This is a genomic window from Roseateles sp. T103 (assembly GCF_057219915.1).
This window is the reverse complement of the sequence record NZ_JBXVVS010000006.1, coordinates 71,275-88,651: the sequence shown is the minus strand read 5'-3', so window position 1 is coordinate 88,651 and position 17,377 is coordinate 71,275. Positions and strand designations below refer to the sequence as shown.

At 66.8% G+C, this 17,377-nt stretch carries 10 protein-coding genes; 6 read left to right on the top strand and 4 right to left on the bottom strand.

Annotated elements, in window-relative coordinates:
- Positions 1–2,694, top strand: coding sequence for a glycoside hydrolase family 13 protein (locus tag AC2EBS_RS16490; protein ID WP_484729533.1), 2,694 nt, complete (start codon positions 1–3; stop codon positions 2,692–2,694).
- Entirely contained in the window at positions 2,685–3,572 is an 888-nt protein-coding gene (locus AC2EBS_RS16485; RefSeq protein WP_484729532.1) for an aldo/keto reductase, read from the top strand. Before AC2EBS_RS16490 ends, AC2EBS_RS16485 begins: the two co-directional genes overlap by 10 nt.
- Positions 3,573–3,620: 48 nt before the next feature.
- On the opposite strand, the gene AC2EBS_RS16480 is transcribed toward AC2EBS_RS16485, so the two are convergent.
- The 3 genes from AC2EBS_RS16480 to glk form a co-directional block, all read right to left on the bottom strand.
- A complete protein-coding gene (locus tag AC2EBS_RS16480; protein WP_484729531.1) occupies positions 3,621–5,165 on the bottom strand; it encodes a tryptophan halogenase family protein in 1,545 nt (514 codons plus the stop codon).
- Between the two features lie 101 nt (positions 5,166–5,266).
- Complete coding sequence (locus AC2EBS_RS16475; RefSeq protein WP_484729530.1) at positions 5,267–8,050, bottom strand: TonB-dependent receptor; 2,784 nt, start codon at positions 8,048–8,050, stop codon at positions 5,267–5,269.
- A gap of 256 nt (positions 8,051–8,306) precedes the next feature.
- Positions 8,307–9,317, bottom strand: a complete 1,011-nt coding sequence (glk, locus tag AC2EBS_RS16470; protein WP_484729529.1) for a glucokinase — start codon at positions 9,315–9,317, stop codon at positions 8,307–8,309.
- Positions 9,318–9,637: 320 nt separating this feature from the next.
- Here glk and AC2EBS_RS16465 point away from each other — a divergent pair, with 320 nt between their 5' ends.
- Positions 9,638–11,554: a glucokinase gene (locus AC2EBS_RS16465; protein ID WP_484729528.1), complete on the top strand. Its 1,917-nt coding sequence runs from the start codon at positions 9,638–9,640 to the stop codon at positions 11,552–11,554.
- 31 nt (positions 11,555–11,585) lie between these two features.
- Here AC2EBS_RS16465 and AC2EBS_RS16460 read toward each other — a convergent pair whose 3' ends face one another.
- Positions 11,586–14,273, bottom strand: a complete 2,688-nt coding sequence (locus tag AC2EBS_RS16460; RefSeq protein WP_484729527.1) for a sensor domain-containing diguanylate cyclase — start codon at positions 14,271–14,273, stop codon at positions 11,586–11,588.
- A 137-nt stretch (positions 14,274–14,410) separates the two neighbouring features.
- Here AC2EBS_RS16460 and AC2EBS_RS16455 point away from each other — a divergent pair, with 137 nt between their 5' ends.
- The 3 genes from AC2EBS_RS16455 (at position 14,411) to AC2EBS_RS16445 (ending at position 17,297) form a co-directional block, all read left to right on the top strand.
- Positions 14,411–14,986, top strand: coding sequence for a diguanylate cyclase (locus AC2EBS_RS16455; protein WP_484729526.1), 576 nt, complete (start codon positions 14,411–14,413; stop codon positions 14,984–14,986).
- A 51-nt stretch (positions 14,987–15,037) separates the two neighbouring features.
- Positions 15,038–16,192, top strand: coding sequence for an MFS transporter (locus tag AC2EBS_RS16450; RefSeq protein ID WP_484729525.1), 1,155 nt, complete (start codon positions 15,038–15,040; stop codon positions 16,190–16,192).
- An 85-nt stretch (positions 16,193–16,277) separates the two neighbouring features.
- Complete coding sequence (locus AC2EBS_RS16445) at positions 16,278–17,297, top strand: SPFH domain-containing protein (RefSeq protein WP_484729524.1); 1,020 nt, start codon at positions 16,278–16,280, stop codon at positions 17,295–17,297.
- Positions 17,298–17,377 lie beyond the last annotated feature (80 nt).

Sequence of the window (17,377 nt, the reverse complement as noted above, 5' to 3'; positions counted from 1 at the left end):
ATGCTGCCCACCTCGAAGATCAAGCGGCTTGTCCGCTTCGCCAGCGGCGTATTGTTCCTGGCCAGCTGCCTGCCTTCAGCCGCGCAGGCCTCCGCAGATGTCTGCCGCCCCAATCCGCTTGGCCAGCGCGAGCTGTACCTGCGCGGCAGCATGAACAGCTGGGCCGCCGAGGACGCGCATCGCTTTCGCTATGTCTGCAATCGCTTCGAGCTGATCGCCAGCCTGGACGGCGAGCAGCGCTTCAAGATCGGCGACGAGGACTGGTCCGCCGATGCCGACTTCGGCGGCATGCCGGCACAGCTGCGCGCCAAGGGCCCCGACATCCGCCGCCACTTCGCCGGCGGCCCGCACAAGCTGGTGCTGCGCATGGACGACAAGAACCATCAGGCCGCGGCGCTGGAGATCAGCGCCTGCCCGGCCGCCCCGCTGGGCGACACCGTGCTCTATCTGCGCGGCAGCATGAACAACTGGGCAGCTCTCGACGACTATGCCTTCGAGTACCGCTGCGACGGCTACGAGCTCGACCTGGAGCTCAGCGGTCAGCACGAGTTCAAGATCGCCGATGCGGCCTGGACGCCGGCCCGTACCTTCGCCGACGGCGGCGGCAACCACCGGCTGCGCTTCGAAGGCGCGCACACGCTGCGTCTGGTCCTCAGCGGCAAGGAGCACCGCCTCGCGCTGCAGCCGCGACGCCCCGGCAGCGGCGCGCAGGCGATCAGCGACCCGGTGGCGCTGAGCCTGCGCTTCGATTCGCGCGCCGCGGCGCACAAGTCCCCCTTCGGCGCACAGCCCGCGGGCTCGCGCATCGACTACATGCTCGACGCGCTACCCGGTGTCGACAGCGCCGAGCTGGTGATCGAGCGCCGCCAACTCGAAGGCAATCAGGAGGTGCTGCAGTACGAGGAGATCGCCCGCGTGCCGATGCAGCGCAGCGATGCCGGCGCGCGCGCGCAGTGGCGCGCCAGCTACCGCTTCGCCGAGCCGGCGGTCTACGGCTACTACTTCGTCGTCAGCATCCAGGGCCGGCGTTACGTCTACGCCAACAACAAGGACAGCATCTACTGGACGCGCGAGAAGGGCTCGATGGGACTGGGGCTGGTCGAGGAGCTGCCGGCCGCCGCGCAGCGCATCCGCCGCTACCGCCAGACCATCCATGCGGCGGACTTCCAGGTGCCGGCCTGGGCGCGCGACATCGTCTACTACTACATCTTCCCGGACCGCTTCCGCAACGGCGACAGGCGCAACGATCCGCAGCCGGGACGCGACAAGTACCAGAACCATTCAGTGGAGAAGCATCCGCACTGGCTGGAGCTGCCTTATCGCCCGGGCAGCGGCGACGGCTCAGATGCGGTCCACAACAACGACTTCTACGGCGGCGACCTGCAGGGCATCATCGACAAGCTCGACTACATCCGCGAGCTGGGCGCCAACACCATCTACATGACACCGGTGTTCCGCGCCGCCAGCAACCACAAGTACGACACCGCCGACTATCTGCAGATCGACCCGGCCTTCGGCAGCAACGCCGACTTCCGCCGGCTCTGCGAGGAAGCAGCCAGGCGCGGCATCCGCGTGATCCCCGACACCTCGCTGAATCACGTCGGCAGCGACTCGCCCTACTTCAACCGCTTCAACAACTACCCCGCCGGCGGCGCCTTCGACGGCGGCCGTCTCAATCCGCGCTCGCCCTATGCCAGCTGGTTCAGGATCGATGCGAGCAAGAGCGATCCCAGCGAGCAGTACCAGGGCTGGGTGGGCGTGAAGGACCTGCCCGAACTGGACAAGGGCTCCAAGGACTTCCGCGCCTTCGCCTATGGCGGGCCCAAGGCGGTGACGCAGTACTGGCTGGACCAGGGCGCGGCCGGCTGGCGCATGGACGTGGCGCCCTGGGTGCCGGACGAGTTCTGGCGCGAATGGCGCGCGGCGCTGAAGGCCCACAAGCCCGATGCGCTGACCGTGGCCGAGACCTGGTTCGACGCGAGCAAGTACTTCCTCGGCGACATGTTCGATTCGACGATGAACTACGTGTTCCGCAACACCGTGCTCGATTACGCGGCCGGCGGCGCGGCGGACAAGCTCTATGCCAATCTGGAGCTGCTGCGCGAAGCCTATCCGCAGCAGTCGCTGTTCGCGCTGATGAACCTGCTGTCCACGCATGACCAGGCCCGTGCGCTGCATCACTTCGGCCTGCGCGACGACAGCGATGCGCGCGTCCAGGCCCAGGCCAAGCAGCGGCTGCGCCTGGCGGTGCTGTTCCAGATGATCTACCCCGGCTCGCCGGCGATCTACTACGGCGACGAGGTCGGCCTGGCCGGCGGCGACGATCCCGACAACCGCCGGCCCTACCCCTGGGCCGACGAGGGCGGCCAGCCCGACCAGGCCCTGCTGGCCGATTTCAAGCGCCTGACGCACATGCGCCAGCAGCATGCGGTGCTGCGCCACGGCACGCTGGACGCGCCGCTGCATGCGGACGCCAACGTCATCGTCCTGCTGCGTCGGGATGGCGATCGCTGGGCGCTGACCGCCACCAACAATGCCGAGACGCCACGCCGCGTGCGCCTGAGCCTGCCGGCAGCGCTGCGCGATGCACGCTGGGTCGATGCGCTCGGCGATGGCGCGCCGCTGCAGGCGCGCGATGGCCAGCTGGATCTCGAGGTGCCGCCGCTCTTCGGCCGCGTGCTGACGTGGAACTGAGGCCCTTCGGCAGGACCGGGCTGCGCGTCAGCGCGCTGGGTCTGGGCGCGATGCACATTGCCGACGCCAGCCTGAGCGAGGCCGAGGCCGCCGCGCTGCTCAACGGCGCGCTGGACCTGGGCTGCACGCTGATCGACACGGCCCGCAGCTACGGCCTCAGCGAGGAACGCATCGGCCGCCATATTGCCCACCGCCGCGCCGAGTTCGTGCTGTCGACCAAGCTCGGCTATGGCGTCGATGGCGTGCCGGACTGGACCTACAACTGCATCGTGCAGGGCGTCGAGCGCGCACTGCGCGTGCTTCGCACCGAAGCGATCGACATCGCGCACCTGCACTCCTGCCCGCTGGAGACGCTGCAACGCGGCGAGGTCGTGCGCGCGCTGCAGGACTGCCGCTCGGCCGGCAAGGTGCGTGCTGCCGCCTATGCGGGCGACAACGCGGCACTGAGCTTCGCGATCGAGAGCGGGGCCTTCGACAGCGTGCAGGCCTCGCTGAGTGTCTGCGACCAGGCGGTGCTCGCGCAGCACCTGAGCGCAGCGCGATCACGTGGACTGGGCTTCATCGCCAAGCGTCCGCTGGCCGGCTCTGTGTGGCGGCATGCGCAGCAGCCGGACGACCCTGCCCAGGGTCAGTACTGGCTGCGCTGGCAGGCCATGAACTTGCGCGAGCGGCTCGACGGCCAGGATCCGGGCGAGCTGGCCTTGCGCTTCGCTGCGTATCAGCCCGGCGTGAGCAGCGCCATCGTCGGCACCGGCAAGCTGGCCCATCTGCGCGCGAACATCGCCGCCGTCGAGCAAGGGCCGCTGCCGCCAGAGGCGGTCGCGCTGCTGCGCCAGGCGTTCGCTCCCTGGCAGGCACAGTGGCCGGCCATGGTCTGAGGCGCGACCGCAAAGCCGTACGCCCGACCTGCCGCGCGATCCGCGCCCCTACTGGCGCTTGAGCGTCACGCAGTGCGACGCGATGTACTCGGCATGGCCTGGCATGCGATCCACGCACTTGGCGATCACGTCGCGCACCTCGCGCAGATAGGCCTCGATCTCCGCCTCGGGCTGCACATCCACCAGCGGGTGGTAGCCCTCGGCACGAAGGTTCTGGCCATGCATCACCTGCAGCCAGGCCACCTCGGCGAAGAGCTCGTTGCCCTCGCGCACGATGCGGCCGTGGCGCCGGTAGAGATCGATCTTGCGCTGCAGCGTCTCGGGCACCTCCATCGCCGCGCAGTGGCGCCAGAACGGCGTGTCGTCGCGCTGTGTGAGCTTGTAGTGCAGGATGATGAAGTCGCGGATGCGCTCGTACTCGAAGCGCGACTGGCGGTTGTACTCGTCGATATCCGCCTGCGCGAAGCCGCGGTCGGGCCAGAAGGCGATGATGCGTGCGATCGCGGTCTGGATCAGGTGGATGCTGGTCGACTCCAGAGGCTCCATGAATCCGCTGGCCAGGCCGACCGCGACGACGTTGCGGTTCCAGCACTTGCGCCGCATGCCGGTCTTGAACTGCAGCGGCCGCGGGTCGGCCAACGGCTTGCCGTCGAGATTGGCCAGCAGCGTGGCAGCCGCCTCGTCGTCGCTGATGAAGCGACTGCAATAGACATGGCCGTTGCCGATGCGGCTCTGCAGCGGAATGCGCCATTGCCAGCCGGCCTGCCGCGCGGTGGAGCGAGTGTAGGGCAGCAGCTTGGGCGCCGATTCGCAGGGGACGGCCAGCGCCCGGTCGCAGGGCAGCCAATGCGTCCAGTCCTCATAGCCAGTGCCCAGCGTCTGCTCGATCAGCAGGCCGCGGAAGCCCGAGCAGTCGATGAAGAAATCGCCCTCGATGCGTTCGCCGCTGGCAAGCACCACGGCATCGACGTCGCCATCGCGCGGCCCGCCATCGTGGCGCTGCGAGACACGGGCGATGCGTCCCTCGCTGCGCTGCACGCCGCGTGACTCGGCGATGCCGCGCAAATAGCGCGCATACAGGCCGGCATCGAAGTGGTAGGCATGGACGATGTCGGCCAGCGGTGAGCCGGCCATGTCGGGCCGCGCCGGCATGAAGCGATTGGCCAGCGACGCCATGCGGTTGATCGAATACGCGGCCAGGTCCTCGGCGCGGCCGGCCTGGTACATCTTCTGCCAGTACTGGTCGAAGCCCACCGTCCACAGGTCCTGGCCAAAGCGGCCGAAGCCGTGCATATAGCGGTCGCCCTGCCGACCCCAGTTCACAAACTCGATGCCGAGCTTGAAGCTGCCGTCGGTGGCGGCGACGAACTCGTTCTCGTCGATGCCGACCACCTTGTTGAACAGCTGGATCATCGGAATCGTGGCCTCGCCGACGCCGACGGTCCCGATTTCCTCCGACTCGACCAGACGAATCTGACACCGCCCGCGCAGCACAGTCGCCAAGGCCGCTGCGGTCATCCACCCCGCCGTACCGCCGCCGACGATGACCACGGTACTGATCGCTTGAGCGCCGATGGCTTGTTGCTCCTTCATCACTCCTCACTCCTTGGCGCAGTTGCCTGATAGCAAGCACACAGCCCCTGCGGCCTGGCAAGCCGACAGGGGCTGATCATGATTGGACCTTCAGGCCGATATCAGAGCTTGTAGTTCAGGCCGAGCAGATAGGTCTTGCCGTACTTGGTGTTCTCGCGGATGTCGCTGGGGCTGTTGCCATAGCGAATGAACGGCTCGTTGCCGAGGTTGTTCACCGAGAAGCTCAGCGACAGGTTCTTGAACATGCCCCGCTGGAACTCGTAGCCCAGCTGGAGATCGGTCACCGTCTCGCCCTTCACCCAGGTCAGCTGCCGGTCTCCGGTGAAGCTGCTGACCTCACCGATGAAGTCGCTGCGCTTGCGTGCTGCCACTCGAGCCGAGAAGCCATACTTCTCGTAGTAGAGCGTCAGGTTGGTGACGTTCTTCGACAGACCCGGCAACGGAATATCGATCGAGCCGATGCCGTCGGCATTCACACCCGCCACCAACAGCTTCACCGAGCTGTCGGTGTAGCTGTAATTGGCCTGGATGCCGAAGCCGTCCAGCGGCTTCCAGAGCATGCCCAGCGGCAACGAGCCACTCAGCTCCAGACCCTGCAACGTGCCGCCACTGCCATTGAGCGGCATGGTGAGCACGCCGATATTGCTGGGCAGCTTCTTGGTCGACGGCGACAGGTAGTTGGTGAAGTCGAAGGCGACATCCTGGCGCAGCACGTAGGTTCGCAGGTCCTTGTAGAAGCCCGCCACACCCACATAAGCGCGGGTGCCGAAGTACTTCTCATAGGCCACATCCAGCGCATTGGCGCGCGTCGGCTTCAGCGCCGGATTGCCCGCGTCACCCTTGTAGATTTCGCGCTGGGTCCCGTTGTCGTTGAAGGTCGCCACGTTCAGACCCAGACTGGCGCGCATCTCGTTGAGATTCGCCCGAGCCATCGTGCGAGCCAGACCGACACGCAGAATCTGGTCCGAGGCCAACTCGAAGTTCAGATTCGCGCTGGGCAGCACATCGGTGTAATTCGTGCCCGCGGTGTTGTTGAGTGCCGGGCAGTTCTGGTCGCTCGGGCAGTTGCCACGGTCGACGTTGAATCCGGTCGACTGCTGCTTCGTGTTCACCAACTGCAAACCGACATTGCCTCGCATCGGCACGCCGAACACCGTGGTGTCGAGGTCGGCACGCATGAAGCCGGTGCTGAGCTTTTCCTCGACCGTCCAGTCCTTGTTGTAGATGTCCGGGTGCAGCTTTCGCGCCACCTCGTAAACAGGCCCGATCGCAGACGTGGGGTCGAAGGTGGCAAAGCTGATGCCACCCAGTGTCATCGTGCCAGTCCCAGGCATAGCAACGGCGCCCAGCGGATTGCCACCGACGATGACCAGGCGACCCTCGACGTAGGCGCGGGTCTTCTCGCGCTGGGTGTAGTTCGCACCGATCTCGTAGCCGGAGACCAGCCAGTGATCTTTCAGGGTCTTGTGCAGCGACAGACGACCCGAATTGAGCTCATCATTGACGTTAGGCAGCTTGGAATAGCCAGCCTGCGGCGAGTTCACGCCACCACCCCAGCCCTGCACATCGGTGAGCTTGATGATGTTGCGGTCGGTGTAGTTGAAGCCGGGCGAGAAACTCCGGCCATTGGTGAAGGTCAGCGTGTCCATCGGAGCCGTACCCAGCGTGGATTGAGCCACGCCAGCGGTCGTCTCGATGATGGCGCCGCGGCGTTTCGCGGTGGAGTGATTCAGGTCTGCCTCGAGCTTCCAGTCGCCCTGCAGCTTGACCTTGTTGTTCCAGCCCACCGAGTTCAGGCGGTCGTTCAGGTCTTCAGCATCGTTGCGGACGACGGCACGCACGTTGTTGAACGTGCCTTGCGTGACGTTGCTGCCGCTGAGCGTCGCATTGCTCAGCACGCCGGCGCGGTCGTAGCCGTTGCCAGCAGCGCCGACCCAGGAATCGTTCAACGGCGCCTGGAATCCCTTGGTGCTCTTGACCTGGTCGAACTTGGAGTAATACAGGTCCAGCGTGCTCTCGAAGTTGTCCGAGGGCTTGAACTGAATCACTGCCATGGCGCCATCGCGCGTCTGCGCCGTCTGGTCGGCAAACAGGCCGAACCCGTTGTAGGGCACGTTGACGGTGCTGCCGTTGTAGCTTGTCGTCCCGCCACCCCAGGAATCGAAGCGCTCCGTCATTCCCGTGGTCTCATCCAGGCGCGCAAAGCCGAGCGCCACACCGAGCTTACGATCGGCGAACTGGTCGATGTAGGAGGCGCTGAAGCGGCTGCCGTCACCTTCGGCCACGGTGCCCACGCCGTTGCGCTGCTTGCGGAAGTTGACCGCCGCCGTGCGCTCCTTGAAGGCCAGGGGCCGTGCCGTCTGCATGTTGAAGGTGCCGGACAAACCTTGACCCACGAGACCGGCATCCGGCGACTTGTAGATGTCCACGCGGCTGACCAGCTCGGACGGGTACTGGTCAAACTCCACGCCGCGGCTGTCGCCGGTGGTGACTTGCTCGCGGCCATTGAGCAGGGTCGCCGCGTAATCGGGTGCCATGCCGCGCACGCTGATCTGCGATGCTCGCCCGCGGGTGCGCTGCGCAGCCAGGCCGGGCAGCCGGGCGATAGATTCGGCGATGCTGTTGTCAGGCAGCTTGCCGATGTCCTCGGCCGAAATCGACTCGACGATGCTGTTCGAGTTCTTCTTCACCGAGATGGCGTCCTCGATGCCCTTGCGGATGCCGGTGACCGTCACCGTGTCCAGCGTGGCCGTGGCCTGTTGAGCCTGGGCCGCCTGCGCCGCCACCAGCAGCAGCACGCCGCAGCCAACAGCCACTGGACTCATCCGGAGGACGGACGCCGGTGCCTCCTGACGGGAACCGGACCTGTTCTTCGCTTCTTTCATCGCTTGTCTCCTACGTTCGATCTTGATCGCGCGTGCGCGTGTGCTGAATGCCGGTCAGAGGCACCGGCAGATTGACAGAAATCCCTCTACTATTCTTTGTATTTGTACCAAAACTAGATTTTTACAACCACACAAAACCTCTACTTCAGGCGCTCTTCGCTGCGAGTGCCCATTCAAATTCTTGATTCACAGAGAAACTTTCAAATGACTGAAGCTCGGCACTAGGCCGCACTCAAGTTTGGTAGGCAAACTACATTCATTGAGCCGAGCTCGATTGACACTGCTCCAGCGCCAAGGCGGCACCACCCAGCGCCGCCATCGTGTCCGTGATCACAGCGGTCGGAATCGGTGCGAGATAGGCCCGCAGGCGCCCCTTGGCCTCGAACCGCTCGCGGAAGGCCGATGCGAAGAAGCGATCTCCCAGGCGCGGCACGATGCCACCCCCGACATAGACGCCTCCGCGCGCTCCCAGCGTCAGGGCCACACTGCCCGCGAATCCACCCAGCAGCGCACAGAAGACATCGACCGTGCGCGAGGCCACCGGATCGGCGCCGGACACCCCCAGCTCGACCACCTGCTCCGCAGCCAGAATCTCAGCCGGCCCCCCCTCGACAGCGGCAATTGCCGCATGCAGCAGCGGCAGACCGATGCCGGACAACAACCTCTCGGCGGACACATGCGCATGCTCTCGCCGCACCCAGGCCAGCAGCGCCGACTCGAAGTCGTCCGCCGGCGCCAACGTGGCGTGCCCGCCTTCGCCCGGCAAGGCAAGCCATCCGCAGGGCGTGTGGACCACGCCAGCCACCCCGAGACCCGTTCCTGGCCCGATCACGGCCAGCGTGCCGGCAGCCACCGGCGATGCGGCATGTGCGCGCAACTGGTCGTCGCGCAATCCTGGCAGGGACAGCGCAAGGGCCTCGAAGTCGTTCAACACCAGCAGGTTCTGCAGACCCAGCTGCCGTGCCAGCTCGGCGCGCGAGAACGACCACCCACTGTTGGTCAACTCGACCCAGTCGCCCGACACGGCCGCCGCCACCGCCAGGGCTGCAGCAACAGGAGGCCGGTAAGCCCCCCCCAGCCGGGAAGCCAGCCAATCGAGATAGCAGGCCGCCGCCTGGGCCACGCCAGCATGCTCAGCCACCGACAGCGTCAGCACATGCTCAACCCGGCCCGCAGTCGCCCAGGCGAAGCGCGCATTGCTGCCACCGATATCCGCCACCAGGCAGGACAAGCCACGCCCACAGACAGACGAGGACCGCGCCGCCATCAAGTCCAACTCCAGCAGCACGCCCACAGCGGCCGGGTCACAAGGGAAACTACAGAGCTCATGGCGATCAATGTAGCCAAACTACATTCTCAAATCAACCGAGAAGCGATGCCGAAGGCTGACACCAAGGGCAAACACCGAGATCTTTCCGGGGAGGCCTCGCCCATCCAGGGTCTACGCCACCCGATCCAGTAGTCAAGCTACAGATCCACGAGTCGATGATCTAGCTGTAATCGACAGATTTGCCCCGAGCAGGCCTGGAATCGAAGTCCATAATCACGCGCAGCAACTTCGGCCGTACGGCCCAAGCCCATCGCGCCATGACTGCCTTCGACAAGCCTCGCCTGATTGCCGACATTGGCGGCACCTATGCCCGCTTCGCGGTTGAGACCGCCTTGGGGCAGTTCGAGCACATCGCGTCGCTGCGCTGCGCCGACCATGCGGATTTCCATGCTGCAGTCAGCACCTACCTGGCCTCCCTGCCCGGCCTGGAGATTCGCTGTGCCGGCGTCGCGATCGCCAACCCGGTCGAGGGCGATCTGGTGCGCATGACCAACTACCACTGGCAGTTCTCCATCGAGGAGATGCGTCTGCGCCTGGGCTTGGACACGCTGGTGGTGGTCAACGATTTCACTGCGCTCGCGATGGCGCTGCCTCGTCTGTCGCCCCGCGACGTGCGCCAGGTTGGTGGCGGCGTCGCCAACAAGCCCAGCGTGATCGGCCTGCTCGGCTCGGGTTCCGGCCTGGGCGTATCGGGGCTCATCCCGGCCGGCGACGGCTGGGTGGCACTGGGCACCGAAGGCGGCCACACCAGCTTCTCGCCGCGTGACGAGCGCGAGATTGCCATCCTGCGCCACGCCTGGAAGCACTTCGACCATGTGTCCTTCGAGCGCCTGCTCTCCGGACCTGGCCTGGAGTTGATCTATCGTGCGCTCGCCGAGCGTGCCGGGGTGGCGCCTGCCCATCTGCAGGCACCGGACATCACGCAGCGCGCGCTGGACGGCACCGACCCGGTTTGCGCCGAAACACTGGAGGTGTTCTGCGCGCTGCTCGGCACGGCTGCCGCCAACCTGGCCGTCACCCTGGGCGCGCTGGGTGGCATCTACATCGGGGGCGGCATCGTGCCGCGCCTGGGCGCCGCCTTCGACGCCTCACCGTTCCGTCGCCGCTTCGAGGACAAGGGGCGCTTCAGCACCTATCTGGCAGCCATCCCCACCTATGTCATCACGGCGGAGCACGCGACCTTCATCGGCGCCTCGGCGATCCTGGATGCCCAGCTGCGCCGCATCGGCGACGGCGCTGGTGCGGCCATACTCGACCAGATCCGCCGAGCGCGCGCGCAGCTGTCGCCAGCCGAGGTGCGCGTCGCCGACCATGTGCTGGCACACGCGCGCACGGTGCTCAACGCACCGATCGCTGAGATTGCCCGCGCTGCCAGCGTCAGCCAGCCGACCGTGATCCGCTTCTGTCGGTCCATGGGCTGCGAGGGGCTGTCCGACTTCAAGCTTCGCCTTGCTTCCGGCCTGACCGGTACCGTGCCGGTGACCCACATCCAGGTGACCCAGGACGACAGCATGGTCGAACTCGGCGCCAAGGTCCTCGGCAATACGGCCTCGGCCATCCTGCAGGTGCGCAGCGCACTCAACCGCGACATGATCGATCGCGCCATCGAGTTGCTGCTGCATGCCGGGCGCCTCGAGTTCTTTGCAGTCGGGCACTACAGCGTGGTGGCGCAGGACGCGCAATTCAAGTTCCTGCGCTTTGGCGTGCCCTGCGGCGCCCACACCGACCCGCGCCTGCAGTCGCTTGCAGCCGGCGTGATGGGCAAGCGCGATGTCGCCGTCATCATCAGCTCCAGCGGCAAGCTGCCGGAGCTGATCGAGGTGGCCGAGAAGGCCCGCGAACGCGGCGCCGCGGTGGTGGCGATCACCGCCGGGCAGTCTCCGCTGGCCCGCAAGGCGGATGCGGCGCTGATCATCGACCATGTGGAAGATGTCGCCACGCAGCTGCCGATGATCAGCCGCATCCTGCACCTGCTGGTGATCGACATCCTCGCGGTGGGCGTGGCGATGCGGCGCGATCCGCAGGCCATAGGCGACGCCGCCGAGGTGCGCGCCGAACTGGAGGAGTCGGCCGTTCAGCCGGGCAACGCGATCGTCAGCAAGGGCGCACGCAGCGCTGCGCCGGGCGTCAGCCTGGCCGCACCGCTGTCCAAGATGACCTCGCACAGCCGCTGACCGGCGGCGTACGCCAGGCCGCGCCAGCCACTCAGTCGGCGCTTGTCGACGGCGCGAAGACGCGCAGCTGGTTGCGCCCCGCGGCCTTGGCCTGATACATGGCCAGATCGGCCTGCTTGATCAGCTCGTCGCCGCTGACCTGCTGGCCGCTGAACAGTGTGACACCGATGCTCGGCGTGCTGTGGTGGACCAGGCCCGCCAGGTCGTAATCCTCGTTCAGCGTCGTCAGCATCTTGGTGCCGACCTTCTCGGCCTGGACCAGCGCCTCGCCCGCATCGGGCGACAAGGATTCGAGCAGCACGACGAACTCGTCGCCCCCCAGACGCGCGACCGTGTCGCTCTCGCGCACGCAGGCCTGCACGCGGCGCGCCACCTGCTGCAGCAGCAGATCGCCCTTGTCGTGCCCGTGCTGGTCATTGAGCTGCTTGAACTTGTCGAGGTCGATGAACAGCAGCGCCGCGTAGAAGTGGTTCCGCGCGCTCAAGGCCTGGGCTTGCTGAAGCCTGTCCATAAGCAGGCGCCGGTTGGGCAGCTGAGTGAGCGCGTCCAGGAAGGCCATGCTGCGGATGGTCTCCTCGGCAGCCTTGCGCTCGGAGATGTCGTGCATGGTCGCGACGTAGTGCGTCACCTGACCCTGGCTGCCACGCACCGCCGTGATGGTGACCGACTCCGGGTAGACCTCGCCGCTCTTGCGCCGGTTCCACAGCTCGCCCTTCCAGGCACCGCTTTCCTGCAGACGCGCCCACATCGCCTCGTAGAAGGCAGCATCCTGCCGGCCCGAGCTGCGAAAGCGCGGGTTCTGCCCCACGGCCTCTTCTGCCGTGTAGCCGGTGATGTCGACGAAGGCCTGGTTGACGCGCACGATGGTGCCGTCCGCCGAGGTGACGAACATGCCCTCCTGGGTCTGGAAGGCCGCCTCGGCAATGCGCAACTCCTGCTCGGCGAGCTTGCGTGCCGAGATGTCGGTGAAGGTGACGACGGTGCCGCTGACGCGGCCGTTGTCCAGCACCGGATAGGCCGCGTACTCGATCGGTATCGCCTGCCCGTTCTTGTGCCAGAACACCTCGTCGCTGTGGCGGCAGGACTGGCCGGAGATGCTTGCCCGGTAGATCGGGCATTCCTCCAAAGGGTAGGGACTGCCATCGCTGCGGCGGTGATGCGTGACCGCATGCATATTGCTGCCGATCAGCTCGCCGGGCTCGTAGCCGAGCAGCCGCGCACCGGCCCGGTTGATGAAGCTGCAGCGCCCCTTGCCGTCGATGCCGAAGATGCCCTCGCCGGTGGACTCCAGCAGCAGCAGTCGATCGCGCGTCAGCGCCTCGCGCTCGGCTTCCTCGCGCTTGCGCTCGCTGATGTCCTGCACGATGCCGGCCACGCGCGACGGACGGCCGGCGAGATCGTGGCTGACACTGCCACGGGCATGGATCCACTTGATGCGCCCATCGGGAAGCAGCAGCCGGTGCACGAACTCGTAGGGCTGCAGTCGCCGCACCGCCGCACGATAGGTCTGGCGTGCGTGCTCGCGATCATCCGGATGGATGCGCTCGATGGCCGCGGCGTAGGCGGCCGCGCCGACAAGGCTGTCGTCCAGCTCGAAGATCCTGTAGGTCTCGGCTGACAGGCTCAGACCGCGGCTGACCAGATCGAGGTCCCAACTGCCGAAGCGCGCGATGCGCTGCGCCATCAACAGGTGGTCGTGTGCATCCAGCAGCCTCAGCTCGGCGCTGTGCCGCAGGCGCAGCACATGTGCCACCCAGCCCAGGCCCAGCACCAGCAGCAGCGCCGCGCCGCCGCCCAGGATCAGCACCGGCTGCTGCTGCGCCCGTATCTCGGCCCGTGCTGCCGTGGGTTCCCGGGCGATGACCAGCAGCAGCGGGTAGTCCTGCAGCCAGCGGAAGGCGAGACCGCGCTCGACCTGATCCACCGCCGAACTGCGCAGCGCGAAGCCGGTGCGCTGACGGCGGTATTCGGCGAGCTGCTCCTCGCTGAGGCGGAAGTCGCTGTGGCTCTGCCAGTCGCGCGATCGGCTGAGCAGCGCCCCGCGCGTGGACAGCACGGACATGATGGTGTCCGAGCCCACCGCAAGCGGCTGCATGAAGCGGGTGAGCTGGTCGGGCGACAGGAAGATCACCGCCACGCCGATGAAGCCGCCCGACTTGTCCAGGATCGGGCGGGCCAGTTGCAGCCCCAGCCGCCGGGTGATGCGACCGGTCACCGGATCGCTGATGTAGAGCTGGTCTGCGGCACCGTCGGCGAAGAAGCGGAAGTGCGCGCGATCGCCCAGATAGACGCCGGGCTGGGCACCGGGCACGTCGCTGAAGACCAGGTGGCCATCGGGCCCGATCACGCTGACCTGAACATCCAGCCCCTTCAGCGGCCCTTGGCGCAGCAATGCGGCGCTGCGCTGCAGATCGCCCCCTTTTTCGCGGTACTCGGCACGCAGCAGCTGCAGCGAACTGTCGATCGCCTGCAGCTGCCCGGAGAGCACCTCGTCGACGACCTCGGCGAGATGGATCAGCTCGCCGCGGAAGTGCCCCATCTCCTCGCGCTCGACGCGCTTGGCGGCACCGCTGACCGCCACGGCGATCAGCACCAGCAGCACGAGGCCCAGCACCAGCAGCAGCCAGTGCGGGGCCAGCATCTCGAAACGCGGTACGGACCGGACGGCGGTGACCTCTTCGGCCGTGATGCTATCGATGCCGTCGGGAGGGCTCTTCATGCGTGATGCCTTTGCACTGTGAAATCCATTCTAGTGAGGCGCACGACCCACGGGACGCCGGACGCAGGGTTATGGAGCATCGCAGCTGCATGCTGCGTCGCTAGCATGCGACGACACCTTGGCCTCAGGAGCAGCGCATGAGCATCGCCTTTCCCCCTCTCCTCGAACCCTTGCGAATGGAGGGCCTGCTGGAACGAGAGGTGCTCAACGCCGCACTCGACAAAGCCGCGATGTCGGCACGCAGCGCCGGGGCGCCCCTGGCCCTGCTGACGCTGGACCTGGATCACTTCAAGGACTTCTGCGATCAGGCCGATCCCGAGCGCGCCGCCACCGTGCTGCGCCAGCTGGCCGAGTTGCTGCTGCAATACCGCCCCGCCCAGGCCAGCGTGGTGCACCTGGGCGCCGACGAGTTCGCGCTGCTGCTGCCGGGGCTGGACCTGGCGGCCGCAGCTGCGCTGGCCGAGCAGCTGCGTGCGGCTGTCGCACAAGCCTTCGCCGAACTGGAGCGTCCGCTGACGGTCACGGTCGGCGCGGCAGCGACTCCCGAAGCCCAGGACTGGCGCCCGCAGGAACTGCTGGCCTTGGCCGACGCCCGCATGACCTTCGCCAAGCGCCGCCTGCAACCGCATCACAACCTGGTCTGGGCCGGCACCCTGCCCTCGGACTGGCATCAGCGTCTGGCCATTGCCCCAGCCAGCTGGCCAGCCCTGTAAGCGCACACACCAGCAAGGGCCGCTCGCCGCGCGTGCCTAGAATGGGCCGCGATGCGACCGCTGCCCCTGATCATCGTCCTGCTGGTGCTGAACCATGTGGCCTTCAACGGCAGCCGGATCGCAGTCTCGCTCTATGCCATCCATGAAGGGGCCACCACCTTCGCGGTCGGCTCGCTGGTCGCGCTCTATGCGTTGCTGCCGGCGCTGAGTTCGGTCAAGGCCGGCCGCTGGATAGACCGCAAGGGCATCCACAAGCCCATGCTGCTGGGCTCGGCCGGCATCGGCATCGGCACGCTCGTGCCCTTTCTCGTCGGCCAGAGCTGGAGCCTGTACATCACCGCGGTGCTGGTCGGCCTGTCCTTCATGCTGATCAACGTGGCCGCCTACCACGCAGTGGGCGAGCTCAGCGCGCCCGAGGACAGGCAGGCCAACTTCAGCTATGTGGCGATCGGCTTCTCGACCTCGGGCTTCGTGGCGCCGCTGCTCACCGGCATGACCATCGAGAGCCTGGGCTATCGGGCCTGCTTCCTGATCCTCGCGCTGTTCACCGTGTTGCCGGTGCTGGCGATGCTGGCGCGGCTGCTGCCCGAGAGCCCGCATGCCGAGAAGCCCCAGACCGGCGAACGCGGCCATGTCTTCGAGCTGCTGCGCGATCCCGAGCTGCGGCGGCTCTTCATCGCGATGGCCATCCTCACGGTGGGCTGGGACATCTACAACTTCGCCATCCCGGTCTATGGGGCGCAGATCGGCCTGCGTCCGGCGCAGATCGGCATCGTGATGGGTTCCTTCGCTGCCGCCACCTTCGCGGTGAGGCTGGCCATGCCCTTCATCGCGCACCGCGTGCGCCCCTGGGGGCTGCTGGGTGCGGCGCTGCTGGTGTCAGGTCTTGCCTATGTGGCGATCCCGTTCACGCAGAGCGTGGCGCTGCTGATGGCGCTGACTTTCGTGCTCGGGCTGGGCCTGGGCGCGCCGCAGCCGACCATCTTGACGCTGCTGCACCAGACGGCACCGCAGGGCCGCGCGGCCGAGGCGCTGGGCCTGCGCACCACACTGATCAACGGCAGCCAGACGGTGATGCCCCTGGTCTTCGGCGCACTGGGCTCGGCACTCGGCGTGGCGCCGCTGTTCTGGGGCATGGCGGCCACGATGCTGATCGGCGCCTCGGCCTCGCGCCGCCATGCCGGCAGCAGCCCCCCGCAGGTGTGAGCCGCAAGCCTGCGGCGCTGCGTGATACTTGCGCGGGCGACGCAGACCGCGCGCCTTGTTCGTCCTTCATCGAGGAGCAGCAGCCATGGCACTGATGGATTTCATCAAGAAACAGTTCATCGACGTCCTGCAGTGGACTGAGAGCGGCGACGGCACACTGGCCTGGCGCTTCCCGATGGCCGGCATGGAAATCCAGAACGGCGCCTCGCTGACGGTGCGCGAGTCGCAGCTGGCCGTGTTCGTCAACGAAGGCCAGATCGCCGATGTCTTCGGCCCCGGCATGTACAAGCTGACGACGCAGACCTTGCCGGTGCTGACCTACCTGAAGAACTGGGACAAGCTCTTCGAGTCGCCGTTCAAGAGCGACGTCTATTTCTTCAGCACCCGCGCGCAGCTGGACCAGCGCTGGGGCACGCCGCAGCCGATCACGATCCGCGACAAGGACTTCGGCGCGGTGCGCCTGCGCGCCTTCGGCAACTACGCCTGGCACATCACCGACGCTAAGCTCTTCCACACCTTGGTCAGCGGCACGCGCGAGCGCGTCACCGTGCAGGACGTCGAGGCGCAGCTGCGCGGCCTGATGCTGCAGCACATCAGCGACGCGGTGGCGGCCAGCGGCATCCCCTTCCTCGATCTGGCCGCCAACCAGGTGGAGTTCGCCAAGCAGTTGCAGGGCGCGACGGCAGAAGAATTCACCAAGCTGGGCCTGCAGCTCGACGCGGTGACGGTGCAGAACGTCTCGCTGCCCGAAGAGCTGCAGAAGGTGCTCGACCAGAAGATCGGCATGGGCATGATCGGGCAGAACATGGGCCAGTTCATGCAATACCAGACCGCGCAATCCATGCCCAAGCTGGCCGAAGGTGCCGGTGGCGGTGGTGGCGTCGCCGGCGATGCGATGGGCCTGGGTGCCGGCCTCGCGCTGGGCCAGGTGATGGCGCAGCAGCTAGGCCAGGGCCTGGGCGTCGGTGCCGGCGCCGCAGCGGCACAGACGCCCGAGCAGATCATGGCCATGCTGGAGAAGCTCGGCGACCTCAAGGCCAAGGGCATCCTCACCGACGAGGAGTTCGCCGCCAAGAAGGCCGAATTGTTGAAGAAGCTGGGCTAGCCGTGGCCCACCCCCTACGCGCTTCGCGCGCCCCCTGCGAGGGGGCGAGCCCAGAGGCCCGGCAGAGCCGGATCCTCGGG

What these genes read in the sequence shown, in the direction of transcription:
- AC2EBS_RS16445 (WP_484729524.1), top strand. Translation starts at nt 16,278, where the DNA reads ATGGCACTGATGGATTTCATCAAGAAACAGTTCATCGACGTCCTGCAG.
- AC2EBS_RS16490 (WP_484729533.1), top strand. Translation starts at nt 1, where the DNA reads ATGCTGCCCACCTCGAAGATCAAGCGGCTTGTCCGCTTCGCCAGCGGC.
- AC2EBS_RS16480 (WP_484729531.1), bottom strand. Translation starts at nt 5,165, where the DNA reads ATGAAGGAGCAACAAGCCATCGGCGCTCAAGCGATCAGTACCGTGGTC.
- AC2EBS_RS16460 (WP_484729527.1), bottom strand. Translation starts at nt 14,273, where the DNA reads ATGAAGAGCCCTCCCGACGGCATCGATAGCATCACGGCCGAAGAGGTC.
- AC2EBS_RS16475 (WP_484729530.1), bottom strand. Translation starts at nt 8,050, where the DNA reads ATGAAAGAAGCGAAGAACAGGTCCGGTTCCCGTCAGGAGGCACCGGCG.
- AC2EBS_RS16450 (WP_484729525.1), top strand. Translation starts at nt 15,038, where the DNA reads ATGCGACCGCTGCCCCTGATCATCGTCCTGCTGGTGCTGAACCATGTG.
- glk (WP_484729529.1), bottom strand. Translation starts at nt 9,317, where the DNA reads ATGGCGGCGCGGTCCTCGTCTGTCTGTGGGCGTGGCTTGTCCTGCCTG.
- AC2EBS_RS16465 (WP_484729528.1), top strand. Translation starts at nt 9,638, where the DNA reads ATGACTGCCTTCGACAAGCCTCGCCTGATTGCCGACATTGGCGGCACC.
- AC2EBS_RS16455 (WP_484729526.1), top strand. Translation starts at nt 14,411, where the DNA reads ATGAGCATCGCCTTTCCCCCTCTCCTCGAACCCTTGCGAATGGAGGGC.